This is a genomic window from Corynebacterium tuberculostearicum, assembly GCF_032821615.1.
GTDB classification, from domain to species: Bacteria; Actinomycetota; Actinomycetes; order Mycobacteriales; family Mycobacteriaceae; genus Corynebacterium; species Corynebacterium tuberculostearicum_H.
Genome location: NZ_JAVBIF010000009.1, coordinates 20,426 through 46,780 on the forward strand (window position 1 = coordinate 20,426; position 26,355 = coordinate 46,780).

The 26,355-nt window shown below is 59.2% G+C and carries 23 protein-coding genes and 1 tRNA gene; 10 read left to right on the forward strand and 14 right to left on the reverse strand.

Annotated features, from left to right (window positions below):
* Positions 1-2: 2 nt before the first annotated feature.
* Entirely contained in the window at positions 3-854 is an 852-nt protein-coding gene (locus RAE09_RS07900) for a SpaA isopeptide-forming pilin-related protein (protein WP_083312490.1), read from the forward strand.
* Positions 854-4,369 (forward strand): prealbumin-like fold domain-containing protein, encoded by a 3,516-nt coding sequence (locus RAE09_RS07905; RefSeq protein WP_316981407.1) that lies wholly within the window; start codon positions 854-856, stop codon positions 4,367-4,369. The genes RAE09_RS07900 and RAE09_RS07905 overlap by 1 nt, the downstream gene beginning before the upstream one ends.
* 78 nt (positions 4,370-4,447) lie before the next feature.
* Here the strand turns inward: RAE09_RS07905 and RAE09_RS07910 are convergent, their stop codons facing one another.
* The 3 genes from RAE09_RS07910 to RAE09_RS07920 all read right to left on the reverse strand — a co-directional run bounded on the left by RAE09_RS07910 (position 4,448) and on the right by RAE09_RS07920 (position 5,796).
* Positions 4,448-5,377: a class C sortase gene (locus RAE09_RS07910; RefSeq protein WP_316981408.1), complete on the reverse strand. Its 930-nt coding sequence runs from the start codon at positions 5,375-5,377 to the stop codon at positions 4,448-4,450.
* 109 nt (positions 5,378-5,486) lie between these two features.
* Positions 5,487-5,675 (reverse strand): hypothetical protein, encoded by a 189-nt coding sequence (locus tag RAE09_RS07915; protein ID WP_005325457.1) that lies wholly within the window; start codon positions 5,673-5,675, stop codon positions 5,487-5,489.
* A 47-nt stretch (positions 5,676-5,722) separates the two neighbouring features.
* Positions 5,723-5,796: transfer RNA gene (locus RAE09_RS07920), tRNA-Gly, on the reverse strand.
* A 65-nt stretch (positions 5,797-5,861) separates the two neighbouring features.
* On the opposite strand from RAE09_RS07920, the gene dcd reads away from it, so the two are divergent.
* Entirely contained in the window at positions 5,862-6,425 is a 564-nt protein-coding gene (gene dcd, locus RAE09_RS07925) for a dCTP deaminase (RefSeq protein ID WP_005329405.1), read from the forward strand.
* Between the two features lie 42 nt (positions 6,426-6,467).
* The gene (locus tag RAE09_RS07930) at positions 6,468-7,790 is read left to right on the forward strand and encodes a UDP-glucose dehydrogenase family protein (protein WP_198492155.1); all 1,323 of its coding nucleotides are present in this window, start codon (positions 6,468-6,470) and stop codon (positions 7,788-7,790) included.
* Between the two features lie 70 nt (positions 7,791-7,860).
* Here RAE09_RS07930 and RAE09_RS07935 read toward each other — a convergent pair whose 3' ends face one another.
* The 5 genes from RAE09_RS07935 to RAE09_RS07955 all read right to left on the reverse strand — a co-directional run bounded on the left by RAE09_RS07935 (position 7,861) and on the right by RAE09_RS07955 (position 15,298).
* Positions 7,861-9,024 (reverse strand): YibE/F family protein, encoded by a 1,164-nt coding sequence (locus tag RAE09_RS07935; protein WP_284769133.1) that lies wholly within the window; start codon positions 9,022-9,024, stop codon positions 7,861-7,863.
* Between the two features lie 149 nt (positions 9,025-9,173).
* Complete coding sequence (locus RAE09_RS07940; RefSeq protein WP_049361322.1) at positions 9,174-10,403, reverse strand: pyridoxal phosphate-dependent aminotransferase; 1,230 nt, start codon at positions 10,401-10,403, stop codon at positions 9,174-9,176.
* 55 nt (positions 10,404-10,458) lie between these two features.
* The gene (locus RAE09_RS07945; RefSeq protein WP_394372003.1) at positions 10,459-11,061 is read right to left on the reverse strand and encodes a DUF1707 domain-containing protein; all 603 of its coding nucleotides are present in this window, start codon (positions 11,059-11,061) and stop codon (positions 10,459-10,461) included.
* 96 nt (positions 11,062-11,157) lie between these two features.
* On the reverse strand, positions 11,158-12,432 hold the full coding sequence (locus RAE09_RS07950) for a cation:proton antiporter (protein WP_316981410.1): 1,275 nt from the start codon (positions 12,430-12,432) through the stop codon (positions 11,158-11,160).
* 34 nt (positions 12,433-12,466) lie between these two features.
* Positions 12,467-15,298, reverse strand: coding sequence for a (Fe-S)-binding protein (locus RAE09_RS07955; protein ID WP_316981411.1), 2,832 nt, complete (start codon positions 15,296-15,298; stop codon positions 12,467-12,469).
* 244 nt (positions 15,299-15,542) lie between these two features.
* On the opposite strand from RAE09_RS07955, the gene RAE09_RS07960 reads away from it, so the two are divergent.
* The 3 genes from RAE09_RS07960 to RAE09_RS07970 are packed head-to-tail and all read left to right on the forward strand — an operon-like array spanning position 15,543 to position 17,168.
* Entirely contained in the window at positions 15,543-16,121 is a 579-nt protein-coding gene (locus RAE09_RS07960) for a DUF6230 family protein (RefSeq protein ID WP_250409135.1), read from the forward strand.
* Positions 16,111-16,575 carry a DUF6114 domain-containing protein gene (locus RAE09_RS07965; RefSeq protein ID WP_005329386.1) on the forward strand — a complete coding sequence of 155 codons (465 nt, stop codon included), beginning with the start codon at positions 16,111-16,113 and terminating at the stop codon, positions 16,573-16,575. The genes RAE09_RS07960 and RAE09_RS07965 overlap by 11 nt, the downstream gene beginning before the upstream one ends.
* Positions 16,575-17,168 (forward strand): hypothetical protein, encoded by a 594-nt coding sequence (locus RAE09_RS07970; RefSeq protein WP_284791180.1) that lies wholly within the window; start codon positions 16,575-16,577, stop codon positions 17,166-17,168. The genes RAE09_RS07965 and RAE09_RS07970 overlap by 1 nt, the downstream gene beginning before the upstream one ends.
* Positions 17,169-17,186: 18 nt before the next feature.
* Here RAE09_RS07970 and RAE09_RS07975 read toward each other — a convergent pair whose 3' ends face one another.
* From RAE09_RS07975 to RAE09_RS07985, 3 genes are all read right to left on the reverse strand, one after another.
* Positions 17,187-19,124, reverse strand: coding sequence for an ABC transporter ATP-binding protein (locus tag RAE09_RS07975; RefSeq protein ID WP_316981412.1), 1,938 nt, complete (start codon positions 19,122-19,124; stop codon positions 17,187-17,189).
* Positions 19,124-20,866: an ABC transporter ATP-binding protein gene (locus RAE09_RS07980; RefSeq protein WP_316981413.1), complete on the reverse strand. Its 1,743-nt coding sequence runs from the start codon at positions 20,864-20,866 to the stop codon at positions 19,124-19,126. The genes RAE09_RS07975 and RAE09_RS07980 overlap by 1 nt, the downstream gene beginning before the upstream one ends.
* A gap of 85 nt (positions 20,867-20,951) precedes the next feature.
* Complete coding sequence (locus RAE09_RS07985) at positions 20,952-21,371, reverse strand: methylenetetrahydrofolate--tRNA-(uracil-5-)-methyltransferase (protein WP_316981414.1); 420 nt, start codon at positions 21,369-21,371, stop codon at positions 20,952-20,954.
* A gap of 172 nt (positions 21,372-21,543) precedes the next feature.
* Here RAE09_RS07985 and RAE09_RS07990 point away from each other — a divergent pair, with 172 nt between their 5' ends.
* From RAE09_RS07990 to RAE09_RS08000, 3 genes are read left to right on the forward strand one after another with little or no spacing between them, the layout of a single operon-like run.
* Complete coding sequence (locus RAE09_RS07990) at positions 21,544-22,329, forward strand: phosphoadenylyl-sulfate reductase (RefSeq protein WP_316981415.1); 786 nt, start codon at positions 21,544-21,546, stop codon at positions 22,327-22,329.
* On the forward strand, positions 22,329-23,228 hold the full coding sequence (cysD, locus tag RAE09_RS07995; RefSeq protein ID WP_316981416.1) for a sulfate adenylyltransferase subunit CysD: 900 nt from the start codon (positions 22,329-22,331) through the stop codon (positions 23,226-23,228). The genes RAE09_RS07990 and cysD overlap by 1 nt, the downstream gene beginning before the upstream one ends.
* A complete protein-coding gene (locus tag RAE09_RS08000) occupies positions 23,228-24,511 on the forward strand; it encodes a sulfate adenylyltransferase subunit 1 (protein ID WP_316981417.1) in 1,284 nt (427 codons plus the stop codon). Before cysD ends, RAE09_RS08000 begins: the two co-directional genes overlap by 1 nt.
* Here RAE09_RS08000 and RAE09_RS08005 read toward each other — a convergent pair.
* The 3 genes from RAE09_RS08005 to RAE09_RS08015 form a co-directional block, all read right to left on the reverse strand.
* Positions 24,508-24,693: a hypothetical protein gene (locus tag RAE09_RS08005; RefSeq protein WP_316981418.1), complete on the reverse strand. Its 186-nt coding sequence runs from the start codon at positions 24,691-24,693 to the stop codon at positions 24,508-24,510. The genes RAE09_RS08000 and RAE09_RS08005 overlap by 4 nt on opposite strands.
* A 199-nt stretch (positions 24,694-24,892) precedes the next feature.
* Positions 24,893-25,381: an LppP/LprE family lipoprotein gene (locus RAE09_RS08010; RefSeq protein ID WP_316981419.1), complete on the reverse strand. Its 489-nt coding sequence runs from the start codon at positions 25,379-25,381 to the stop codon at positions 24,893-24,895.
* Positions 25,382-25,610: 229 nt separating this feature from the next.
* The gene (locus RAE09_RS08015; protein ID WP_250413493.1) at positions 25,611-26,336 is read right to left on the reverse strand and encodes a hypothetical protein; all 726 of its coding nucleotides are present in this window, start codon (positions 26,334-26,336) and stop codon (positions 25,611-25,613) included.
* Positions 26,337-26,355: the final 19 nt, after the last annotated feature.

Consider the following 26,355-nt stretch of genomic DNA (forward strand, 5'->3'; position numbering starts at 1 on the left):
CGATGAAGAGGTTGACAAATGCATGGTCGGCCCGAGTGGTTGCCGTCGGAGTAGCGTGTGCGGTTGCGTTCGCAGGGCCGGGCGTCGTTGCTGCAGAAGCGGTGCAGGTTGCCGGGCAGCAGTCCACTGGTGCGGAACGCACTTCGGCTACGGATACAGTGACAATCCGGCTGACACAAGGCAATCCCAACGACGATGGCCAGCCGCCCTCGGGAAAAATCCAAGGTGTCACAATTCATCTGGACCGGCTTGCCGGCTTGGACCCGACCAACGCTGACGACGCAGCCCGCGTACGGAACGCGAATCTCGACGAGGTTCGTGATTGGCGCACCGATGTGCACGTGGATCTGGTCACCAATGCCAATGGCGAGGTGACGTTTGATGGTCTAGCTCATGGCTTCTATGTGGTGACGTCTACAGCGCCGGATGATTCCTACCGAGAGATAAACCCGTTTGTGGTGGCGGTTCCATTCCACACGGTGGTAGATAACCCGAAACCAGTACCAGGAGTAATCGTGGCTAAGACCCACAAACCGGGTGAAACGCCGACGCCACCCACGTCGTCATCTGCTCCGAGCGCTCCGCCGTCACGCCCGGATACCCCGCAAACACCTCCGAACTATCCACCGACTAAACCAGGGAAGCCACCTCACCAACCCGAGACAACGCCGCCGGGTACTCCAAGTGCCGGTAAGACCTCAACCCCAGTAACGTCGTCGGGCAATGGTGGCTCATTGGCGATGACCGGTGCACAGGTAATCGGTGTAGTAGCCGCAGCGTTGGCATTGATTGCCACTGGTTTCGTGATGATTGCCTTTAGCCGTAGGAAGAATTCAGAAAGCGAGGGACGCTAATGTCCTGGACAGATTCTCATCCGGTCGAGCCGGTTGTGTACCGCTGGCGTGCTCTTGCGGCGTTCATTGCTGCACTGGCTCTCGTTGTTGGTGTTGCTGCACCGGCTGCTCTGCCCGGAATCGTTGGTGCCGTAGCCGAAGCACAAACCACAACCCTGCGCACCAAGCTCGATTCCGCAGACCAACTGAGCCTGACTGTTGGCGACTCCGCAACATTTGAAGGCCACTTTGTTGACGCCGGAACCGTGGAGGAGTTGGAATTCACTGTTGAGACTGCAGGACTGGAGTTCGACGGCTCGGCCTACACACTGACTATCGACGGCGAAGTGATCCCCGTCCGCGAAGGAGACAACCTCGTTGTAAAATCAACCAGCTCTTCAGTGACTTTCCGAATCACTGGCCTTTCTACTGACGTGCCAGCAGGAGCAGCTTTCTCATTGAAGACCCCAGCGGTCGTAGAGGATTCCGAACTTAGTGGGATGTCCGTCGATGTGCGGGGAGTAGCCGAGGAGACGCCCAGCACGTCTTCAACGGAATCCAGCGAAACCCCAGAAGCTCCTTCGGAAGTGACTGAGCCGCTGGAAATTGCTGACGTTGACGAGGCTCCAGCTCGCCTGATGGCAGCACCGAACATTACCCCGTACGCTGCAGGCGACCGAACCATCACGATGAAAAACGATGGTTACGTGCTTAAGGGAAGCCGCTATATCCCGAACTTTAAGATTCCGTCCGGTGAGCTTTTTGGCGGCCAGCTGTCCATTCCGCAAGGCACGGTGGTTACCCTCAAATCCAGCGTTAACAGTTATTTATCGACTAACCCTGATGACCTGACGATCTATTACACCGGTGCCAACGGAGGTTGGTATGAGACGAGGGTGACCTACAGAAGGATTAACGCTAGGGAATACCAGGTCACCCTGCCGCAGATTACTATTGGTGGCACCGCACAGATTCAGTTTAAGGGTGTTCACCGCGGGCCAGCCGACACAGAGTTTACCGCTTCTTTCACTGTTCCTGCGAAAGAGAAGTGCCAAGATTCGGATTTGGTTACAAGCAGAAAGCCAAAGCGCGAGCTCACCCCAGCTGAATTTGCCGACGGTAGCCCTGTCTACGTTGTGACCAGTGAACCTAAGGATCTTCGCCGAGACACTTCTATCCTGAGCCGGCAAGTAAATCAAGGCCGAGACTTTCGCCAGGTGGGAGAGTCCACTCCCTGGGTATACAATGCTCTAGCCTTTGATTCGAGTGATAACTGGCTTTATGCGGTAAGCCAGATTCGCGGTCAAAATGGTGATCCCTGCTACCCTGCAGGAAATCTCCTGCAGATCAATCCGGCAACCGGTGAAGTATATAATCTTGGGCCTATTTTAAAGGCCGGAAGTACCGGTACCCCGTTTGAAACGAGCGGCGACCGGGATCTCCTCAACGCTGGCGTGTACACCAGCGAGGGATTCTTTGTGGGCAACACGTCCACTTCTGGTAGCCGTCACCTTTATAAGGTCGACGTCGACAAAGTCACGGCTCAACGCGTGCTAGGAAGCCAGAAGTCCTACTCGGAGGACTGGGCGGTGCTCCCGCAAGCCCAGAAGTATATGTGGGGTTTCCAGAGTAAGGCTCAGGCAGGCGACAAGCTTATCCTTGAACGCATTGACACACAGACCGGCGACATCAGGACCTGGGATCTCACCGGCATCAAGACCTTCGATGGGCGCACGATCTCGAACCCCTCTGCTTCTTGGGGCAAGGCGTGGACCTACTCCAATGGAAACCTGGGTTTTGGCTCGGGTAGTGCGAATGCGAATCAGCTGGGCTTTGAGCTAAAGATCACCAACCCAGATGATGATAGCCCGAAGTTCGAGCTGGTCAACATAATGAACAACCTGCCTGCTTCATTTAACACGGACGCGGCCTCCGACCTAGTTCCGCCACCGCCAGGGCTGCAATCAAACATTGCGGTGAAGAAGCAACGCTCGGAGACCAAGGTGGTAAACGGCGAGGTGCGTACTTTCTGGACCATCTCCGTGGAAAACACCACGGATAACACCAGTTCGGGCGGCACATTCTGGGAATACCTACCAACGGATACTCACTATGGTGTGAACGCTACCGACCCCACGGCAAAGTTTGAGGGCTTTGGTCCGGGATCTACCGTGGTCAACGGCCGTGGTCCGGGGCCCAATGAGATCAAACCTGAGAGCGGCATTTACGCCGGGATGGACGTGCCGTCAGCCACAAGTGGTGAGGTGGGGTACATGAAGGGTTACGTGGGTACCCTTCCCGGACACGCGAAGGTAGAGTATGTCGTCTCTGCGCCGGTGCGAAAAGATGAGAACGGCAACCTCAAGACGGTGTGTAGTCCCAACAAGGTGGCCTTCCAGGCCACGGACGGGGAGTCGAGCCCGGCTGAAGATGACAACGTTGCTACTGAAGCCTGCTTGAATAAGGTTGCTGTCGACAACACACCGCAACCTGTTCTTGGTGCAGTGAATGAATACACTGCGAAGTACAACGTCGTAGTTGAGGCACCGGACGCACCTGGCTTCGACACCAACGACGTGATCTACGGCAAGCTCACGGACACCCCGAAGTTCGTTGGTGCTGCCACGGTGACTGGAGCCACTGTGGTCTTCAAGGATGAGTTCAACAGGACCAGCCAGCCGCAGTCGTACCTGGGCGCCGGTCCGTACGAACTCAACAAGAATGACACTCCGAAGATCATTAAACCTAAATCCAAGGGTGTTGGCGGAAGTACAGGGCAGCATGTCTACGAGGTGACGGTGCGTTTCAAGCTGGATCGTTCAAAGCTGGACAGCACCTCTGTACCCGCCGGGTACCCGAGCCAACCTGCAGGAAACACCCGCTGCTACACCAAGGATGGCCTGCACGAGCCCAACTTTGGACTCATGAACGAGGCAGAAATAGGCGGCTGGAAGGATACTGACTGTATCCCGCTGGAGACCAAGGAAACTATGGACGTCCTGCTCGAAAAGGCGAGCTATAATCCGGACAACCCGGACGAGATCCAAACCGACGGGTTGCTTGGCGGCGCGCAGTTCACCGTCCACCGCGGTGATGCTAACGGCAACCTGAAGCTAAACGCGGATGGCAGCGTCAACGCTGATGCTAACCCCGTGGTGAAGCAGTCCACGACCACCACCACAGGCCGCGTCAAGCTCGAAGGCTTGGACGCCCCTGGCGTTTATTACCTCATCGAGACCAAGGCACCGAACGGCTATAATCTGCTGCCCGCGCCGATCAAGTTCTCGACGGAGTGGGATCAGAATGGCAATGCAGTCATCAAGGTGCTCTCCGGGGGGACCGCGATCACCAGTAATAGGTGCGCTGAATCTGACACCTCTGCCAACTGTGTGAAGAAAATCGGCGTCCTTCAGGTCGCTGACATCACCAAGGGTGCACTGCCCAAGACCGGTGGTGAGGGCGTAGGCCTGTGGGCTCTCGCTGGCGCCGCAATTGTCGCGGCAGGGTGCCTCGCTTTGCGACGCCGCTGGGTATAGAACCACCGCTTGCGGCTACTTTTAGAAAAGGCCCGCTCTTCCAGGGAAGGGCGGGCCTTATTGCATGTTCATTGGCGGTTAGGAGTCTTGCGGGTCGTCGTCAAGCGCGGTGTCCTTGGCGTTGCTGACATATTTGCGCCACCAGTAGATGAGCAGAAGCACGATGATGGCAGTGGCAGCCAGGATGGCCCACATCCACCACTGCCAGTGAATACCAGAGCTGTTGAATGCGGCCTCGTCTTCCGGATCCATTGGCACTCGGTGGCCGGTGACGAGCAAGCGGTGGGTATTTACACCGTAGGGGGTGCAGGTAATGAGCGTAACGAGGTCCTGGCCTGGCTCACGGTGGAGCAAGCTGGTGTCCGCAGGCTCGACGACCCGAATATCGTGTACCTCGTATTTGAGCTTCTCGCCGCCGGCGGCGATGTAGAAAGCATCGCCCTTCTTGACCTTGGTGAGGTTGTCCCACAGCGTGGCATTTTGTAGGCCTGTGTGGGCGGAAAGTGCTGCGTGCCGACCCTCGCCATCACCTATGCCGCCGACAGGTAGGTCCGTGCCGTAGAGGTGGCCAGCGCCGCGGGAGAGTGCTTTTTCTGAGGTGCCATGATAAATGGGCAGATCGGAATCGATGGAGGGGATAACAATGCGGCCCATGGCATCGGTCTCCGACAGCACAGACAGGTATTGGCGGTAGCGCTGGTACTTGGGGGAGTCTTCGTCATCGGTGGTGGTCCAAGCGTCTTCCACACTGATTTGGCCCAGCTGCGCGTTGTAAGACTGCGCCTCGTCCCACGCGGTGTGCAGTACCTCAGGCGGGGCTTGCTTTTCCAGCTTGGCGTATTCCTCCGCGGCGCGGGATTGGGTGTGGTTGTTCCACTGCGTGGCCACGACGGGGTAGAGCAAGACACCGAGGCCGACGAGAATCAGGATCAACGCGATGATGGCGTTGTGGTTGGTGCCTTTTTTCTTGGCTGCGTCGGTGTTTTCCGCTGGTTCCTGCTTGCCCATTGTGTCCTTCCTGTGTGGGGTCTGTTGCGGTGCGTCCTGGTATTGGCGTGGGGGTAGTTTTTGAATCTCAGGCTAGGGAAGATGTAGCTCTGAGAGAAAACGTGTCTGTCTAGTCGCCGATAACAAAGCACAGGGCTTCATACCGATTCAGAGTTGCCTCGTCGATGACCAAGATTTGATCAACCGCGCGCTGTTCGTGGAGCTCATCGATTGTGCGGGGCGCAAGATCTTGAAGTACATGCTCACGCTCAGCGCGAAGATCCGCTGTGGTTTTAGGCGTGAAGATAGGGGCTGTCATGGTCCATCCTGTAGGTATGAAATTAGTCCATGAAATGGGAAAACAAGTGGAGCCGACGACGGGAATCGAACCCGCGCCAGCAGCTTGGGAAGCTGCAGTTCTACCATTAAACTACGTCGGCACTGCGCGCTTGCACGCTCCGGCCTACTATACACCGCGGCCTTCGGCATGAGTAGAATTGGGGCCGTGCTTCTTTCAGATCGTGATATCCGTGCCGCCATTGACGCCGAAGAACTGGGCATCGAGCCCTTCGACAGCGAACTTATCCAGCCCTCGTCCGTAGATGTGCGCCTGGATAAGTATTTCCGAGTCTTCAATAACTCGCGGTACACGCATATTGACCCCAAAGAGGAAATGCCGGACCTCACCACCTTGGTGGAGGTAGAAGAAGATCAGTCCTTCATCCTGCACCCAGGCGAGTTCGTGCTCGGCGCCACGCTGGAAAAATTCACCCTGCCGGCAGACTTGGCCGGCCGCTTGGAAGGCAAGTCTTCCCTCGGCCGTTTAGGATTGTTGACCCACTCCACCGCGGGCTTTATTGATCCAGGTTTTTCCGGCCACATCACGCTCGAGCTTTCTAATACCGCCAACCTGCCTATCGCCCTGTGGCCGGGCATGAAGGTGGGTCAGCTGGCAATCTTCAAGATGACTTCACCAGCGGAAAGCCCATATGGCACCGGCTCGCTGGGCTCGAAGTACCAGGGGCAGCGCGGCCCGACGCCATCGAAGTCTTACCTGAATTTTCGATAGGCTTAAACCGGCATTCACATAGAGCCTCTAATATGGGGCTTTATGCGTATGACTGTAATCGGCACCGGATACTTGGGTGCAACCCATGCTGCCTGCATGGCCGAGCTTGGCCATGAAGTACTAGGCGTGGACGTAGATGACAATAAAATTTCCGCTCTTAAATCGGGCAAGGTTCCGTTCTATGAACCGGGCCTACCGGAGGTTCTCGAGCGCAATATCGAGGCCGGCCGTCTTGACTTCAGCACGGACTATGAAGAAGCAGCCGCGTTCGGCAACCTGCACTTTTTGGGCGTAGGTACCCCGCAGCGCCGCGGTTCCTACGCAGCGGATATGACCTACGTGAAGGCCGTCATCACGGATCTGGTGCCCAAGCTCAAGGGTGATCACATCATCTTTGGTAAGTCCACCGTTCCGGTGGGAACGGCTGCAGAGCTCCAAGAGCTGGCCAATGAGCTTGCCCCAGAAGGCACCACCGTGGAAATCGCGTGGAACCCGGAGTTTCTGCGTGAGGGCTACGCCGTTAAGGACACCATCACCCCAGACCGCATCGTTCTCGGTGTGCGCGAGGGCGAAAGCCGTGCCGAAGAGGTAGCGCGCGAGGTTTATGCTCAGCCGCTAGCGCAGGACACCCCATTCATCGTGACGGATTGGCAGACCGCCGAGCTGGTCAAGGTCTCCGCTAATGCGTTCCTAGCCACCAAGATTTCCTTTATCAACGCCGTTTCTGAGATCTGCGAGATTGCAGGCGCGGACGTTACCGCTCTTGCCGACGCCATTGGGCTCGACGAACGCATCGGCCGCAAGTTCCTTGGCGCCGGCCTCGGCTTTGGTGGCGGTTGCCTGCCCAAGGACATTCGCGCCTTCATGGCCCGCGCTGGCGAGCTTGGCGCCGACCAGGCGCTGACCTTCCTGCGTGAGGTGGATGCTATCAATATGCGCCGCCGTGACCGCGTGGTGGACCTGGCCAAGGAAGCCTTCAATGGCTCCCTGCTTGGCCACCGCGTGACCGTATTGGGCTGTGCGTTTAAGCCGAATTCCGATGACGTGCGCGATTCGCCCGCCCTTGCCGTTGCCGGTTCCCTGTCGCTGGCTGGCGCTGCAGTAACCGTCTATGACCCAGAAGGCATGGACAACGCGAAGAAGGTATTCCCCACCTTGGATTACGCCGCGGACACTGATGATGCCCTGCGCGAGGCTGAACTGGTGATTTTGGCTACCGAGTGGAAGCAGTTCAAGGAATTGGATCCGCAGCAGGCAGGCCAGCTTGTGGACAATAAGCACATTATCGATGGCCGCAATGTGCTGCCTGTCGCAGACTGGCAGCAGGCGGGCTGGAAGGTCGAGGCCTTGGGCCGCACCCTCTAGGTCCTCTACTTCTGAGATACAAAGGCTGAGCAGCGTGATTATTGCGCTGCTCAGCCTTCTGCATAAGGGCCTAAGCTTGTGCGCGCTGTGGCACTGTGAAAGCTGCAATGGCTGTAGTGATGGGAACCGCGAGGGTCAATGCCATCGCACCTACTCCGGAACGCAGCAGCTCCGTTGCGACGAGATCGCTGCTTAAAATCTGGCCTGCGGGGCGCTCCGCTGCGGTGATCAACATGAGCAGTGGCAAGGTCGCACCGGTATAGGTCAGAATTAGCGTATAAACCATTGAGGCAATATGGTCGCGGCCCACCTTCATTGCGGAGAGGAAAAGCTGTGAAGGGCGAGCATCAGGGTCCGCTCCGTGGAGTTCGGTAATGGTGGATGCTTGGGCCACGGCGGCGTCGGCAAGGCTGCCCAAGGCACCGACCACAAAACCGCATAAGAGCACGCCCACGATGGACACGTTGGGCATATAAAGAAGTAGCTTCAGGTTGTCCTCGGAACTATAGCCTTGTAGCTGCGAACTATCGATAGCGGCCCACGCTAACGCTGCTGCAAGAATGAGAGCGATAAGGGAGCCGCCCACCGCCGATGCCGATTTCCAATTCAGTCCATGGACGAGAGGAACGGCGAACAGAATGATGGCGGAACAGGCAACAAGGGCGGACCAGAGGGGGTTATGGGCGTCGATAAGAGCGGGGACGAGGAACGCAAAGATCACGCCTAGGCTGAGCGTCAAGCCGATAAGGGCGCGCACGCCATGCCAGGCCGCAAAAGCGATAATGACGACGGCCACGATAACTGCCCACAGAGCTAGGTTTCCGGTGCGCTGATAATCAGCGAAAGCATAGGACACAGCACCGGAAGGGTCATTAGCCTTGGAAAGAACAATGTTGTCGCCCGGTTTAAGCTGCGGATCGCCGGCATTGCCGTAGGTGACCAATTGGGTCATGCGTCCTTCGTCCTCGCCGGAGGTGATGTTGACCAGGGCACGGTCGCACTGCACTTCCTCAGTCCCAGGAATAAGTGGCGGTGTATCGAAGGCCTGACCAGTAAGTTCCGATTGGCAAGCCGAGTGGTCTGTCGTATCGACCGTGCCCTCGACCTGTGGGTGGTTGAGGGCATAGGTTTGCCGAAAATCGGTGGAGGTGTGCTCGGAGGCTGGACTCTGAGGCCACAGCACTGCCATGCCCGCAATGGTGGCAATAAGCGCTGTGACGAGCACGCCGAGCAAAGTTAATCGCCATGGATGCTGAGTTATCGAAGTAGAGAGCCGACCCCATGAACTAGGGGTCGGCTGAGGCTTAGGTGCCGCAGAATGTCTTCCCATGCACTATATTGTTATGGAATATCAATATCATTAGCAACTGGTGGGGGAGAAAGCTACTGCTTATAGCTCACTAGGAAGTTACCTAGGCGCTCAATGGCGTTTTCGATTTGGGATGCCCACGGCAGCGTCACCACGCGGAAGTGATCCGGATTCGGCCAGTTAAAGCCGGTGCCTTGCACCATGAGGATCTTTTCTGCCTTCAAAATATCCAGCATGAGCTTGGCATCATCATGGATCTCATACACGTTCGGATCCAAGCGCGGGAAGAGATAGAGCGAGCCCATGGGCTTTACCGCAGAAACGCCCGGAATCTCGTTGAGCTTTTCATAGGCAATATTGCGCTGGCGCAACAGGCGCCCGCCGGTACCGGTGAGCTCGTAGATGGACTGTCGGCCACCTAGCGCCACCTGGATAGCATGCTGTGCTGGGACGTTTGGGCACAGGCGCGTTCCGGCTAGGAGCTCCAGTCCCTCGATGAAGCCACGGGCGTGGTGCTTAGGGCCGGTGAGCACCATCCAACCAGCGCGGTAGCCGCACACGCGATAGGCCTTGGATAAGCCATTGAACGTGATGGTGAGCAGGTCAGGGGCCAGCGAAGCGATGGAGATGTGCTGCGCGCCGTCATAAAGAATGCGGTCATAGATCTCATCAGCCAAGATGAGCAGGTTATGCTCGCGGGCGATGTTGACAATCTTCTGCAAAACTTCGCGCGAGTAGACCGCACCCGTTGGGTTATTCGGGTTAATGACCACGATGGCCTTGGTTTTATCCGTAATCTTGGACTCGATGTTCTCGATGGATGGATTCCAGTCATCCTCCTCATCGCATAAGTAGTGCACCGGGGTGCCGCCTGCCAGGGACGTAGCTGCGGTCCACAGCGGATAATCCGGCGCTGGGATGAGAACCTCATCGCCATTATTAAGCAGCGCCTGGGTGGTCATGCTGATGAGCTCGGAGACGCCATTGCCCAAGAAGACATCGTTGATATCGAAGGGCGGGAAGTCCTCCAGCTCGTAGCGGGTAACAATGGACCGACGAGCAGGAATGATTCCCTTGGAGGTGGAATAGCCCTGGGAAGTAGGCAGGGCAGCGATCATATCGCGCATGATGACGTCGGGAGCCTCGAAGCCAAAGACGGCTGGGTTACCGGTGTTGAGTTTCAAGATGGTGTGCCCATCGAGCTCCATGCGTTCCGCTTCCGCAGAGACCTCGCCGCGGATGTCATACGCGACGCCCTTGAGTTTGTCGGATTGGTCAAAGATGCGGTGTTTGGGAGAAGTCATGGGAATATTGTGCCACGATTCACAGCGACACAAAATGCTTCAACACCGGCGATGACTATTTTTTATTCCACTCGCTGAACTTCCGCTTGGCCAGATCCATGGCTTGGCCGGTAATTTCGCCAGCTTGCATACGGCGCTCGGCCCACATCTTTTCTTCGATCATTTTTTGCTGCGCGCGCTCATGCGCCGTGAGAGCGCGAATCTCACGCAGCTGCTGCCGCTCAATCTGGCGTGCGGATGGTGCATGCCACGAGGAGGGGCCTACCTTGGCGATGTAGAGCATGATCCACAAAATTGGAATGAGGGCGGCTGCCGTGACGCCACCTAACAGTAGCCATGGGTTGCTCATGGTAGCGCTCAAGAAGATCAGCGTGGGGCTTGCTACTGCAAGCACCACAGAGCCGGAAAGGGCAGTCGCAAACTTCGGTTTCTTGCCTGCATTATGCGCACGGGTGACGTCTCCCCGGGAATAAATCTTGACCTCGTGGGAACCACGCGCCGGAATGTCTTGGAAGACGGGCACGAGGTCTTGGTGGGTGCTGGCGCGCATGACGTCGTCCGAGCGGTCCTCGAACTCCTCCATGGTTAACCGGCCTTCACCCACGGCGCGGGCGAGGTCATTGATGGCATCGTTGCGCTCGGAATCGGACAGGCGCAAAGTCCGATTGATGGGGGAAGAACCAGAGTTATTACTCACGTTTTCCAGTTTAGGAAAATTCTTCCCTTCCAGGGACGTGCTCTCAGCGAACGCAGCCTATAGGTCCTTGGATTCAGCGTCAGGGGTCTTCTCGTCCTTCTTTTCTTGCTGGTTTCCGCCCACCAGGCTGGCCAAGAAGGGGAAGATGGCGACGGTAAGCGCTCCACCGGAGACGAAGATCGAGGCATTCTCGGCCTCCATGATCCCGGAATTGACCGCCAGGGACGTTACCGCCACGATGATTGGCAGACCGGTGGCGGAATACAAACTTACTTGGAGGCGCTCGCGGAAGGTTTCAATATCAGATCCGGTATGCCCAACATTTTCGCGCAAGAAGACGGGCAGGCCACGGGTCACCAAGATGAGAGCTGGAATGCCCAGTACCTTCCACGGATTATGGGCGATGGTATCCCAGCTAATGCTCATGCCAGAGACCACAAAGAAGACTGGAATAAGCATCGAATAAAACACCACATCGAGCCGGTGCTCTAGGCGGCGGTGGAATTCATCCGGGATAATGCGGTTCAAGATGATGCCGGCAGCAAAGGCACCGAGCACAATATCGAGTTCAAAGACTGCGGTAACGGCCATAAGAATGGCCAGAATAAGGATGATTAGACGCAGAATCGTTTGGTTGGTTGAGCCCGCACCAGAGATAAAAGCGGTCTTCACCCAAGGGATCGCTGATGCGATAGCCGCCGGCATGATGGCGACGGCAACGGCGATGATGATGAAGAACAACAAAATGATCATCGTCGTCAGCGTGGAACGAGTACCCAACAAGAGTGCCATTGCGGTAATGGGGGCGACCTCACCAATGGCACCGTGAATCATCACAGAGTTGCCCACCTTGGTGCCCAGAATGCGGTCCTGCTTCAGCATCGGCGTCAGCGTGCCCAGCGCCGTTGACGTCAGTGCCAAGGCGACGACGATGGCACCTGGCACATTATCTACCAGGAAGTAGGCGCCCACCCCACAGGCGAGGGCACAGATTGCCCAAGTGGATAATGCCGTTCCGGCTTCCTTGGTTTTGAGGGTGGAGATTTGAATTTCAAAGCCTGCGAGGAGAAATAACGCTCCCACGCCGAGCTCCTTGAGCATTTCGATGCCTTCATCCTCGGCCGCAAGGTCGAGGACGGAAGGACCAATAATCATGCCGAAAATCAGCAAGAGGGCTACCGATGGAAGACGGTAGCCCAGCATATAAGAGACCAGCGGCGCCAGCAGCGCCGCGGCCATAATCCAGGCGAAAGAGACGAGGGAATTTGTATTTTCGGTTGCGCCTGCCGCCAGCAGCAGGGCATCGGTGGGGAGTCCCGCATTAAAATGCATGGACTACAGCGTACGCACCAATGCCCTTGCGCGCCTACTCAGATTCAGGTGGCTTTGGCACGCTTTCCGACGCCGGTGGTGCCGGAGCCGCCGGAGGTGCTGGCGGGGTCGGTGCGGCTGGCGGCTCAGCCTTTGGCGGGATGGGCGCAGCAGGAGCCTGTGGAGGTTTCGGGGCTGCCGGCGGCGTTGGTGCTGCCGGAGCTGCTGGCGCTGCAGGCGGCGTCGGTGCGGCTGGTGCCTTGGGTGCAGGTGCTGCTGGGGCACTTGGCGGGGTGGGTGCGCTCGGTGCAGCGGGAGCAGCTGGTGCTGCCGGTGCTTGGGGAGCTTGCGGTGCAGCTGGTGCGGCCGGTGCCGCGGGCGTTGTGGGTGCGCTAGGCGGTGTTGGAGCTGCTGGTGCCTTGGGTGCAGGTGCTGTCGGGGCACTTGGCGGGGTAGGAGCGCTCGGCGCAGCGGGAGCAGCTGGTGCCGCTGGTGGCTGGGGAGCTTGTGGCGCAGTTGGTGCCGCCGGGGCCGCGGGCGTTGTGGGTGCGCTTGGCAGTGTTGGAGCGGCTGGTGCCTTTGGTGCAGGTGCTGCCGGAGCACTAGGTGGGGTAGGAGCGCTCGGTGCCGCGGGAGCCTTCGGCGCTTGAGGAGCCTGCGGTGTAGCCGGCGCTGCGGGTGCGGCCGGTGCTGCAGGAGCGGCGGGGGCTGGTGCTGGTGCCGCCGGGGCCGGGGTGTGGGTGGTGTTTGGGGTGGTAGAAGTGGGGGCGTCGGCAAGCGGGGCTTCATTGGTGCCCGCGGACTTCTGGTGGCGCACCGGGGTAGCAAGGAACGTCTTGGGGCGGGGCTCCGGCAGGGTGCCTGACTCGTCGAGGGAGATGGAATTGCGCAGCATAACCGCCACGTCATTGACCTTGGTGGTGGGGGTGGAATCCTGCGCCAAGGACTTCACGCCGCCAGTCATCATGACATTGCAGAAGGGGCAGCCGGTGGCGATTTCTTCCGCGCCGGTCTCTAGGGCCTGCTCGGTGCGGAAGTCATTGATGCGAGTGCCGAGCTTTTCCTCCATGAACATGCGGGCGCCGCCGGCGCCACAACAGAAGGCTTCATCACGGTTCTTGTCCATCTCGCGCAGCTCCACGCCGGTGGCCTCGAGTAGCTCGCGCGGAGGATCGAAGACCTTATTGTGGCGGCCGAGGAAACAAGGATCGTGGTAGGTAATGGGCTTGCGGTTCTCCGGCGTGCGTGGCACCGGCTTGAGCAAGCCCTCGCGGACCAGGCGGTTGAGCAGCTGGGTGTGGTGGAAGACGTCGAAATGCCCGTCAAAGTCCGGGTACTCGTTGCGGATGGTGTTAAAGCAGTGTGGGCAGGTGGTAATGATCTTGCGCTGGCCCTCCGGGACGCCGTCGAAGGCGTTGTTGAGGGTCTCTACGTTTTGCTGCGCCATCATCTGGAAGAGGAACTCGTTGCCAGCGCGGCGGGCAGGATCACCCGTACAGGTCTCACCCGTGGAGAGCACGCCAAACTTCACGCCTGCGGTATGCAGAAGGTCTACTACGGCACGAGTGGTGCGGCGGCCATCGTCATCATAAGCGCCAGCACAGCCCACCCAGAGCAGGTATTCCATATCGGAGAAATCGGCCTCGTCCTCACCAATGATGGGGACGTCGATGCCATCGGCGCGGGCCTCATCGATCCAGGCGCGGCGCTCGGAATTATTCCGGCCCCACGGGTTGCCCTTATTTTCCATATTCTTAAACAGGCCGGTGAGCTCGGAAGGGAAGTCCGATTCCGCGAGCACCTTAAAGCGGCGCAGGTCCGCAATGTGGTCGATGTGCTCAATATCGGTTGGGCACTGATCCACGCAGGCACCGCAGTTGGTGCACGACCACAGCACATCATCATCGATAACGCCGGCCATGGACAGCACATCCAGGCCCTCGTGCGGGTTGTAGTTATCCAGTGCGCCCTGGCGCAGGTCCATCATGACCTTTTTGGGGCTCAGCGGCTTTTCGGTATTCCACGCCGGGCATAGTTCTTGGCAGCGGCCGCACTCGGTACACGAGGTGGAATCCAGCAACATCTTCCAACTGCCCGGGGTGATGTCTTCTTCTAAGTCCGGGGTGGGCAGTTTTTGCAATGCCTTTTCACCGGTGGCATTGCGCTGGAAGAAGATGTTGAAGAAGCTGGTGAAGCGGTGCCACATCACGCCCCACTGGAAATTGCGGGAAATGAAGACGATAAACAGCATGCCCGATAGCAGCTTGAATAGCGCGAAAAAGCTCACTAGGGCCGGTGACTCAGGGAAGAGCTTGGCCAAGTGGATGCTCAAGAAATCCGCCCAGGCGGAACCGCCGCCGTAGGTGGCGATCTTGGTGGATTTCACCAGGATCATGCCGAGTCCCTCAGAAAAGACAATGAACTCTACCCAGCGCGCCGAGGCGGTTTGGGAATTGAAGAAGCGGCTGCCGCGTTCGGTATCGCCAAGCTTGAGACGCACGCCGATGAGGAAGCCGATGCCTAGGACCGTCGCGATGCCCAAGACTTCCTCAACGAAGTGGTAGACCGGCCAGTGGCTGAGCCACGGCCAGCCCTTATTCGGCGCGAAGGTTTGGATATAGGCCTCGAACCACACCAGGATGCCGAAGAGGAAGCCCACCATCACCAGCCAGTGGGCGGCATTAACCAGAGGCTTACCCTTGAAGTGGGAATGGCCAAAGACCTCCGCAATCACGCGCCATAAACGCTTGCCCGGGTTATCGGTGCGCTTGAGCTGGGTGGGTCCGCCGGAGCGGATGAACTTAAAGAGGGCCCATACGCGGGTGAAAAAGTACAGCCACACCGGAATCGATGCGGCTACAGCGATCCAACCGAACACGGTGGTCATGCGTGCTCCTTTAATACTGATGCTCCACGTTGTTATCTACCTTAAAGCCTAGGGGTGGAAATCAGAGAGTCTGCATTCAGTGCGGTGCTGCGGCGGGGTGGGCTGTACACTGTCAAGATGAGAAACTTGGCCGTCATATTTTTTTAAACGTGCTGTATACGGCGGCGGAATAATACAGTGTCGGCGTCCGTAATGTGGCCGGGCAAGAAGAAGACCGAGACTGCCGCAGAAAGGGTAAACCGCCATGGGCAAAACCAATATCACCAAGGCCGCGGTGGCCTTGACCGCAGGCCTTGCTGCCTTTGGTGTTACTGGATTCGCCGTGGCGCAGGGCGGCTTGACCGCGAACCTGGCCCTTTCCGGTAGCTTCTTTAAAATCACCATGGGGCACTTGGATGGAGAAGGCTTTTCGCTTTTTGTTGATGATGATCAAAAGGCCGAAGAGCACCTTCCCGTCGCCCGCATCAAGCTGGACCACGCCAAGGTCTCTGATCTTTGCCTTTCGGTGACGGTTCCCAAGGTCCCCGGCGTTGGTGGGGAGGCCACCCTAGCGCTGAAGGCTGAGGGCGAGGGTAGCGTGGAGTCCGATAGCCTGCTGGTCGGTGCGACCGACGTGGATGGTTCTTTGGTCATGCAGGATGTCAACGTGGGCATCGATGCGAATCAGCTCAGCGATACCGCGGATCCTGGCGCGTGGGGCCTGTATTCCAAGCAGGTCTCCCTCAAGGCGGATGATGTCAAGGCCACCTCCGTGGGTGCACAGAGCCTTTCTGCCAAGAACGTCGGAGTAACGGTGCGGAGGGGTTCGGATAATGGCTGCTGAGTCGACCGCGGAAGACACGCAGACCCTCCCGGTGGCGGAGGCAGCGGACGAGGAGGAATCTAAACCCAGCGTCTGGCAGCGCTTCCGCCGCTGGCGCAGCGGCCGGCCCTTCTTTCCCGGCCTATTGCTCATCTTGTCCGGAATTATTATCGCCGCACCGGCCTATATCACCATCCGCATCTCTGACCTTTTGGTCATGATTTCCACCATCTCTGGCGTCTCTACGCTGCTTATCGGCGTCTTGCTAGCCATGTTCGGCCTTGGCGCGTGGTTCCAGCCGGCAACCTCGAATTATGTCGGTGTGCTGGGCATTATCGTGGCCATTATCGCCTTGCCGACGTCCAATTTGGGCGGCTTCATCATCGGCTCCCTGCTCGGCATCATTGGCGGGGCCTTTACCTTTGCGTGGCAGCCGGGGGAGAAAAAGCGCCGCACCAAGGAAGCGGCGGAATAATGACGAGGGCGATGCCGCGGGCGGCGCGTAGCTGCTTGGCCGTATTGGCCTGCGCATTGGTGGTGTACGGCGCGAGCGGTTCCGAACGGGTTAATGCGCAAAATGCCCCGGCGGTTCCGTATTTCAGTACCGTCTTTGCGGATAAGGTGACGCTGACGAAGAATGTCACCGTATCTTTGGGTACTTTCCCCACCGCCAGCGGTGATGTGCGGGTCCTGGAGCTGAAGGGCGAAAACCTCGACATCGACAACCTCGCCATTACGCTGCCTGGCCGCTATGGCGATGGCATGTTGACCACGGGCGGGGATACCACCGAGGTACGCGGCGGACCGGTGACCATTATGGCTACCGAGCTTAAGGCCACCCCGGCGGTGGGTAAGGTTTCTGCACCCCGGGCGGAAATCGATTTAAGCCGCGACGATATCAATGCCGTGTTGGACAAGCTCGGTGTTCCAGAGTCGCACCCCGTCCCCGATGCGGAGGTGCCCGACGTAATCATGGACCACATTGAGCTGCGCGATGTCACCCTTGAGCTGGTGAACCTCAAGGGCGCCCACTTCAACGCGCCGACCGTGACGGTAGGGCTGGAGTAGCTCGCCGCCGGGGAAGGTCTACCCTTGAGCGAACTGGGACTGGTGTAGACGCCAGTATGCGCCTTGTGCCGCAAGGAGATCGTCGTGCGAGCCTTGTTCCACGATGGTGCCGTTTTCCATGACGAGGATGAGGTCAGCATCGCGAATGGTGGACAAGCGGTGGGCAATGACGAAGGAAGTGCGATCCGCGCGCAGCGCGCTCATCGCTTCTTGGACGAGTACTTCTGTGCGGGTATCGACCGAAGAGGTAGCTTCATCGAGGATGAGTAGCGCGGGCTGGGCCAAGAACGCGCGGGCGATGGTGATGAGCTGGCGCTCGCCGGCCGAGATAGCACCGCCGTCTTGGTCGATGATGGTGTTATAACCATCGGGCAGGGCGTGTACGAAGCGGTCCACATAAGTTGCCTTTGCAGCGGCGATGACCTCTTCGTCCGTTGCGTCCAAGCAGCCGTAGCGGATGTTTTCCATGATCGAGCCCTTGAAGAGGACAGCGTCCTGAAGCACCATGCCCACCTGGGAGCGCAGCGTCTGGCGAGGCATACGGGCGATATCGTGCCCGTCAATGAGAATCTGACCGCCGTCTAGTTCATAAAAGCGCATGAGCAGGTTGACCAAGGTGGTCTTGCCGGCGCCGGTAGGGCCGACAATGGCTGCGGTCTGGCCGGGCTCCACACGCAGGTTGAGGCCGGTGATAAGTTCCTTATCCTCCGAGTAGGAAAAATCAACGTCGTGGAACTCAACGAGTCCGCGGGCGCGGCCGGGGAGGTCCTCGTCGGTGGTGTCGGGGGTTTGCTCCTCGGCGTCGAGAAGCTCAAAGACGCGTTCGGCCGAGGCCACGCCGGACTGCACCTGCTGCATCATGCCGCCGAGCTGGCCGAGCGGCTGGTTGAACTCGCGAGAATACTGGATAAACGCAGTGGCTGCGCCCAAAGTCATGTGGCCATTAGCCACGCGCAGGCCGCCCAAGACCGCGATGGCCACGTAGGACAGGTAGGACAGGAATTGCATGATGGGCATCATGATGCCGGACAGGAACTGAGCCTTAGCTGCGGAGTGGTAGAGCTCCTCGTTGCGCTTGTCGAATTCCTCCGTCATGGCCTCGGTACGGCCGAAGACGATGGCTAGGTCGTGGCCGGAGAAGGATTCTTCTACCTGGCCGTTGAGTTGACCGGTGGAGCGCCACTGGGTTTTGAACTGGCGCTGCGAGCGGCTACCGATGACACCAATGACTAAGCCGGTAAGCGGCAGGGACAGGAGGGCCACCAGAGCGAGTTGCCAGGAGACGCTGAACATCATGATGGTGATGCCAATGACCAGCAGCGCGTCATAAAACAGCTGCGATAGCGCCTGCTGCAGGGCCTGCTGCACGTTGTCGATGTCATTGGTGGTACGCGAAAGGATATCGCCGCGCTGCTGGGAATCAAAGTAGTTGAGAGGTAGCGCATTAATCTTCGCCTCCACGCGCTCGCGCAGGTCAAACACGATATCCATGCTTAACTTGTTGAGGATGGCTCCCTGCCACCACTGGAAGCCAGAGGAGACGATGTACATCGCGATCACGGTGATGATGAGCGTGCCCAGGTGGTTAAAATCGATGCCTTCACCGGGGACGAAGTCCATCGCGGAGGCCATATCCGCAAAGCGGTCCTGGCCCTCAGCGCGCATGCCCTCAATGGCCTGCTCGGCGGAAATATTAGAGGGCAGGTTGCGCGAAATGACGCCGGCAAAGATGACGTCCATGGCCTTGCCCATGATCTTCGGGGCTACCACGGCCAAGAAGATGCAGACGATATTCATCGCCGCGACGGCCCACAGACTGCGCTTGAAGGGAGCAAGCAGGGAGAAAAGGCGTTTGGTGGAGGGCCAGAAATTCTTGGCCTGGCGGGGTGCGGAGCCGTCCATGGGATCAAGGCCGGCGTCCGTGGACTCGGTGGTAGAGGTGGTGTTCTCAGCCATTAGTTTTCGCCTCCTGCAACACCGGCGGTTTCTTGGGAATCAACGATTTCTTGGTAGACCGCGCAGCGGCCAAGGAGCTCCTCGTGGGTGCCGCGGTCAACGATGCGGCCGGCGTCCAGCACCAGGATCTGGTCCGCATCGCGGATAGATGCCACGCGCTGGGCGACGATAATGCTGGTCACCGGCTGCTCGCGCTCGGCAAAGGAGGCGCGCATTGCGGCGCGCACCTTGGCATCGGTGGCCACGTCCAGCGCGGAGAAGGAATCATCGAAGAGATAGACCAGCGGGCGGGCAACAAGCATGCGCGCAATGGACAGGCGCTGGCGCTGGCCACCGGAGACGTTGGTGCCGCCCTGTGCGATGGGCATGTCCAAGTCTTCTACGAAGTCCGCCTGAGCCACGCGCAGCGCCTCCCAGAGCTCGTCATCGGTGGCTTCGGGGCGGCCCAAGCGCAGGTTGGAGGCCACAGTGCCGCTAAATAGGTAAGCCTTCTGCGGGACGAGGGAGACGCGCTGGACGATGTCCTGGCGGGCCAGGGAGGTGGTAGGGGTGGCGTCGATAAGCACCTGGCCCTCCGTCGGCACGTACAGGCGTGGGATGAGGGAAACCAGGGTGGTCTTGCCCGAGCCCGTCGAACCGATGATGGCGGTAGTGGCTCCGGGCTGGGCGGTAAAAGAAATGTCTTCTAGCACCGGCGCATCCGCACCGGTATAAGAAAAGCCCACGTTGCGAAATTCCACCGTGCCCGCGCAGGCCTCTGGAGAGGTGGTGGAGTTGGGTGGGGTAATGGAGGGCTCGTGCTGGAGCACCTCGGTGATGCGGCGGGCACAAATGATGGCGCGCGGCAGCATCATCGCCATGAAGGTACCCATCATGACCGCCGCCAGAATCTGTAGCAGGTACTGCAGGAATGCGGTGAGCGAGCCGACGTTGACCAAGCCCTCATCCACGCGGTGGCCGCCGAACCACAGGACCGCGCCCGTGGCCACGTTGAGGATTACCGTAATGAGCGGGAACATCACCACGAAAAGCCGGCCGATGTTCAAGGACAGGCGGGTGATGTTTTTATTTTCCTCGGTAAAGCGCTCGGACTCATAGGCCTCGCGCACGAAGGCACGCACCACGCGGATGCCGGTGATCTGCTCGCGCAGGGTTCCATTGATGGAATCTAGCTTGTCCTGCATGGAGCGGAAGAGCGGCATGAGGCGGGAAATGATGACGGAGATGGTGCCGAGCAGTACCGCTACGGACACCCACACCAGCCAGGACAAGCCTGCGTCTTCGCGCACGGCCATGATGATGCCGCCGATGGACATGATGGGTGCGGTCACCATGAAGTTCAGCATCATCATGTAGACCATTTGCACCTGCTGGACGTCATTGGTGCCGCGGGTAATGAGCGTAGGCGTGCCAAAGCGGCTCATGTCCTCAGTGGACAGGGAATTAACGTGGCGGAAGACCTCGCCGCGCAGATCCCGGCCGACGCCCATGGCGGTGCGGCTGCCGCACCACACGGCGCCGATGGCGGTGATGACTTGGGCAAACGCGACGGCCAGCATGATGCCGCCGGTGCGCCAGATGAAGTCCACATCGCCCTGAGACACGCCTTCATCGATGATCTTGGCGTTTAGCGATGGAAGGTACAGAGTGGCGGCCGTAGATAAGGCCTGCAGGACAAGCACCGCGATGAAATACGGCGTATATGGAGCCGACCGTGTAATGAGAATGCGAACCAGATCCATGGACTCGCGCCCCTTTCCTTGCCGTGGCTGGGTAGCCGTGCAAGTTTATATCGGTGGTGGGTGGGGCGCTAGTCGATGAATGCTGCTAAATCCCCACGTGAGCCAGCTGCGCGCGGGTGATGACGCTGTGCCAGTCTTCAAAATCCTGCAGTGGGGCGCATAGGCCTTCCCACGTGGTGACGGCCACGCCGCGGGCCTTGAGTTCCAAGACGAGTAGCTCGCGATTGCCAGAGGCGGCCAGGCGGTGGATTTCATTATGCGTGATATCGCCGTCGGGCCCTACGCGCACGTTGCCGATAAGGCGCAAGCGGGGAGTGGTGCCGGGGCCGCAGTGGGAGCCCGTGACGGCGTCGCCCAGCACGCCTGCCAAGCCCGCAAAGCGGCGGAGTAGACCGAATGGTGCGGTGCATTGAGTAATGAGGTCCACACACATGCCAGCGCTGATAAGCTTCTCGGCGGTGGATAGGGCTGCCGGGCCCTCCCCGATGATGGCTATACGCTGCATGAAAGTGCCTCCTTGCGCGGGGCACGGACGCCCGCAATAGACTGTCTTGTCTGTAAATCTAGTCCGCTTGGTACGGATTGGAAACCTTTTATTCGCACCTCCCGCCAAGCTCAGCGGCTTTTCGCCCAAAATCCGCTGCGCCGCCTCGGGGCTTTGCCTAATGTGTGACGGCATGAACCCAACGACGAACCTGCTGGACGGTGGCAAGAACTACCGCGACCCCAGCATCTCCCCGGAAGGCACGCGCGATACCGCGCCGCTGGACGCCGAGGTAGCCGCGCGCAACCAGCAATTGGTGGACCAGTGGGCGGATAAGCTTTATGACGCCTCAGCGGAAACCATTACCGAATGGGCCGCCGAGCACGCACCCGGCCGCCTGGCCGTGACCATGTCCATGGAAAATACGGTCCTGGCCGAGCTCGCCCACCGCGCCGGGCTCGATGCGGACCTACTTTTCATCGATACAGGCTGGCACTTCCAGGAAACTCTCCAGGTGGCCGACGAGGTAGAAAAGCGCTACCCGGACCTGCCCCTAGTGCGGGTGCTGCCTCTGCTCAGCCCAGAGGAACAAGACGAGGTGTACGGCGCGCGCCTCTACGCCCGCGATACCGCGGCATATAACCGCATGCGCAAGGTTGAGCCGCTGAACATGGCCATGGACCCTTATGCCGGCTGGGTCACCGGCCTGCGCCGCGCCGATTCCGAGCACCGCGCCACCGCCCCGGCGCTGAGTCTCGACCGCACCGGTCGGCTAAAGATCTCGCCCATCATTACCTGGGATCTGGACGATACGGACCGCTATATCGAGGACAACGACCTCATCATCCACCCACTCACCCTGCAGGGATACCGCTCCATCGGCTGCGCCCCGCTGACCTTCCCAGTTGGCGAAGGCGACGATGCCCGATCCGGGCGCGTATTTGCAGACGGCAAGACAGAATGCGGGTTACACGAATAATGAGCACACTTTCCCCACACCTAAAAGACCTTGAAAACGAGTCCATCCACATCCTGCGCGAGGTGGCCGGCCAATTCGACAAGGTAGGCATCCTCTTTTCGGGAGGCAAGGATTCCGTTGTTGTCTTCGAGTTGGCCCGCCGCGCCTTCGCTCCGGCCACGGTTCCGTTCGAGCTCCTCCACGTCGATACCGGGCATAACTTCCCCGAGGTCATCGACTTCCGCGACCGCCTCGTCGAAGAATCCGGTGCCCGCCTGCACGTCGCCCGCGTCCAGGATTGGATCGACCGCGGCGACCTACAGGAGCGCCCCGATGGTACCCGCAACCCGCTGCAGTCGGTGCCGCTGGTAGAGACCATCGCCGAGCGCGAGTATGACGCTGTATGCGGTGGCGCCCGCCGCGATGAGGAGCGTGCCCGCGCCAAGGAGCGCATCTTCTCCATCCGTGACTCTTTTGGCGGCTGGGATCCTCGACGCCAGCGCCCCGAGCTATGGGACCTGTACAACGGCGGCAAGATGGCCGGCGAGAACGTTCGTGTCTTTCCCATTTCCAATTGGACCGAATCCGATATTTGGGAATACATCGGCGCCCGCGAACTGGCGCTGCCCTCCATCTACTACTCCCACGAGCGCGAGGTATTCAAGCGCAATGGCATGTGGCTAGCGCCTGGCGAATGGGGTGGCTCGGCCGAAGGCGAGGAACTGGAAACCCGCACCGTGCGCTACCGCACCGTGGGCGATATGTCCTGCACCGGCGCCGTGGAATCTACCGCGTCGACCCCGGATGAGGTACTCGCGGAGATCTCCATTTCCACCCTTTCCGAGCGCGGCGCCACCCGCGCCGATGACAAACTTTCCGAGTCCGCCATGGAGGACCGCAAGAAGGAAGGCTACTTCTGATGACTACGACCCTCACGCCGAATGTCGGCGCCCTCAAGCAGCGCGATACCCTGCGCCTGTGCACTGCCGGCTCCGTTGATGACGGCAAGTCCACCTTCGTCGGCCGCCTGCTCTATGACACCAAGTCCGTGCTTGTAGACCAGGTGGAGTCCATGGAGCGCACCTCCACCGACCGCGGCTTTGACGGCATGGACCTTTCCTTGCTTGTCGACGGCCTGCGTGCCGAGCGCGAGCAGGGCATCACCATCGACGTGGCCTACCGCTACTTCGCCACGGATAAGCGCACCTTCATCCTCGCCGATACCCCCGGCCACGTGCAGTACACCCGCAATACGGTCACCGGCATGTCCACCTCCCAGGTGGTGGTGCTTCTTATCGACGCCCGCCATGGCGTTGTCGAACAAACTCGCCGCCACCTCAACGTCGCCGCCCTCCTTGGCGTGCGCCACGTGGTCCTCGCGGTGAACAAGATCGACCTGGTGGACTACGACGAGCAGGTCTTCCGCGATATCGAGTCCGAGTTCAACCAGATCGCCACCCGCCTGGGGATTACCGATACCACCGTGGTGCCGATTTCCGCGCTCAAGGGCGATAACGTGGTCGAGCGCTCCACCACTATGCCGTGGTACACCGGCCCGACCGTTCTTGAGGTTCTCGAGACTGTCCCCGTGGCCACCGGCCGCGCCGATGAGCTGGACTTCCGTTTCCCCATCCAGTACGTCATTCGTGAGCACGCCTCCGATTACCGCGGCTACGCCGGCCGCGTGAAGGCGGGGTCCATCTCCGTGGGCGACGAGGTCCGCCTGCCCGAGGGCCGCACCAGCACCATCACCCAGATAGACACTGCTGACGGCCCCGCCGACTCCGCCGCCACCGGCGACTCCGTGACGCTCCTGCTTGCCGACGACGTAGATCTCGCCCGCGGCGATCTCCTCGCCGGACCCCAACGCCCCGCGGCCACCCGCGAATTCGACGCCACCGTTGTGGGCCTGACCGAAAAGGACATTAAGCCCGGCCAGATGCTCAAGCTGCGCTACGGTTCTTCCCTGGTTAAGGCCCGCGTCGCCGCCGTCACCCGCACCTTGGACTTGGATGGCGTTTCCGATGTGGAAGATCCCGAGTCCGTCGCCATGAACGACATCGCCCACATCACCATCCAGACCCAGGCCGAGCTCCCTGTCGAGGACTATGCCGCCCGCGGCGCGGTGGGCAACTTCCTGCTCATCGATCAATCCTCCGGCAATACCCTTGCCGCCGGCTTCGTAGGCCACCGCCTGCGTTAGTCATCCTTTGCGCTGCTGCTCTTTTCACCGCGCATCATTATGGTGCCCGTGATGCCGAGCAGCAGCGGCGTGGAGATACCGAACACCGTAGGCCCTACTACGGTCAAGTTCACGATCAGCAGGACAACCGCCGCCACCAGTGCGAAAGCCCCGAACTTCTGCTGAAACGTTTTCTCGCTCATCCCTATCTCTCCTTCGGCTACGTTACGGCCACGATAACCGCCCCTATCTCCCCGCGAAAGCCTAGAACGCGGCCATTTCTTGGCTTCCCGCACCCCCTTGATGCCCCACAGTCGCTTGGCGTCACGCAGCGCACAAAACAAGCACGTTTCGCCGCCAAACTGGTGACATTTTAGCGAAACGTGCTTGTTTTACATCGACCTACTGCATCGGCGGAACGTCGCCGGACATGATGACCTTCTGCTGGCCTTCATCCCACCGGAAGCCTGCATTGGTCGTACCCGAGCGGTTGGCATTGCCTTCGCCCTCGCGTGGCCAGTGATAGGTCACCGCTATTTCGGAATCGTTGACGCGTTCAACCGTGGGAGCGAAGCCGTAGGGCTTTGCTGTTGCAGTACCTAAGTATTCACCGTGGTTAAAGAGCATGATGTGGAAGGGTGAAGAACTTGTCCCTCCCTCAATCATTAGGGTTTCCCACGATAGGGAAGCGCATGGGTCGTAGCCGGAGGAATCGAAAAGCTCCCAACCGATGGTGCCCCACGGCGCAACTTGGGAAACGCCGTCTTGGAACGCTGTCTGTGCGCTGTGCGTACCGCAGGTTTGGTCGGCTCCGCTAGCAGAAGAATTCTCGTCACCTAGTTGGGACGCCTGGCTGTCCTCTTCCTCATCCATCACTACGTTGGGTGGCACTGGCCTGGAAGTAGTGTTTCCTTCTGGTATAGGTCCTTTCGTCGAGGTTTCCTGCTCTGCATCGTCTCCTTGTTCTGGTGAAGCGGACCTCGAAGCAGTCTCATAGTGAAGTTTTTGACCAGCAGTGTCAGTGGAATTTTCGTCACAGCCAGCCAGAGCGAAAGACGCGATTGCCAGGCCCATTGCTGCTCCGATAGCCAGTACTTGGCCATGGAAAGGGCTATGCGAGCTAGGCATTCTCAATTGCCCGGCGTCCTATAGTCTTGCGAATCGACCAGACGAACTCCCAGAGAATCAGCATGAGCGGGGTGGCTACGAGAGTTTTGATCAGGGAGGCGCTGAAATCTGCGGTCTTGGACTCAAGCTCCGAGGAATCAAAGATAAGGCCCATGGCGGTGGTGTCACTAGCTTCGCCGGCAAGGGACAAGCCGCGGATTCCGGCAATGAGCCACATGAGGAGCAGGATGCCCCATAGCACGCACCACATGATGGATTGGCAGCGTTGGCGGTCTGGTTCGACGGGGAATGTTACATTACTAAAATCAACAGTGACTTGTTTATTGGTCACGTTGAAGCTTGAACTGCTGCTGAATTGCCGATTTGTTGCCTGTGGCTTCCAGTCTTGCTGTGGTTGCGCCGAGTGCTGAGGGGTGTATTCCGGCGCCGGGGTATAGGAGGCAAGGTTTTCTTGCGGCGCGGTTTCGGACGGAAGGGCGGCGATGTAGCGGATGCGTGCGATATCTACTTCCGGCCCAGTGGTATTAGCCAAGTCGTTATCGTATTGCTTGCGCCGGTTGTCTGCGGAAAAGATTTGTCGCGCAGTGCTCAGTTCGTCGCGCGCTGCGGCGTCCCCGGGATCGACTTGGGTGAGCTTGTTGTCGATCTCTTCGATAAGATCGGCGGAATCGGCCGAAGCATCGAGGGAGAGAGAATCGTAGAGGTTGTAGTGGGACACAGAGAGTTCCTTTCTGGTG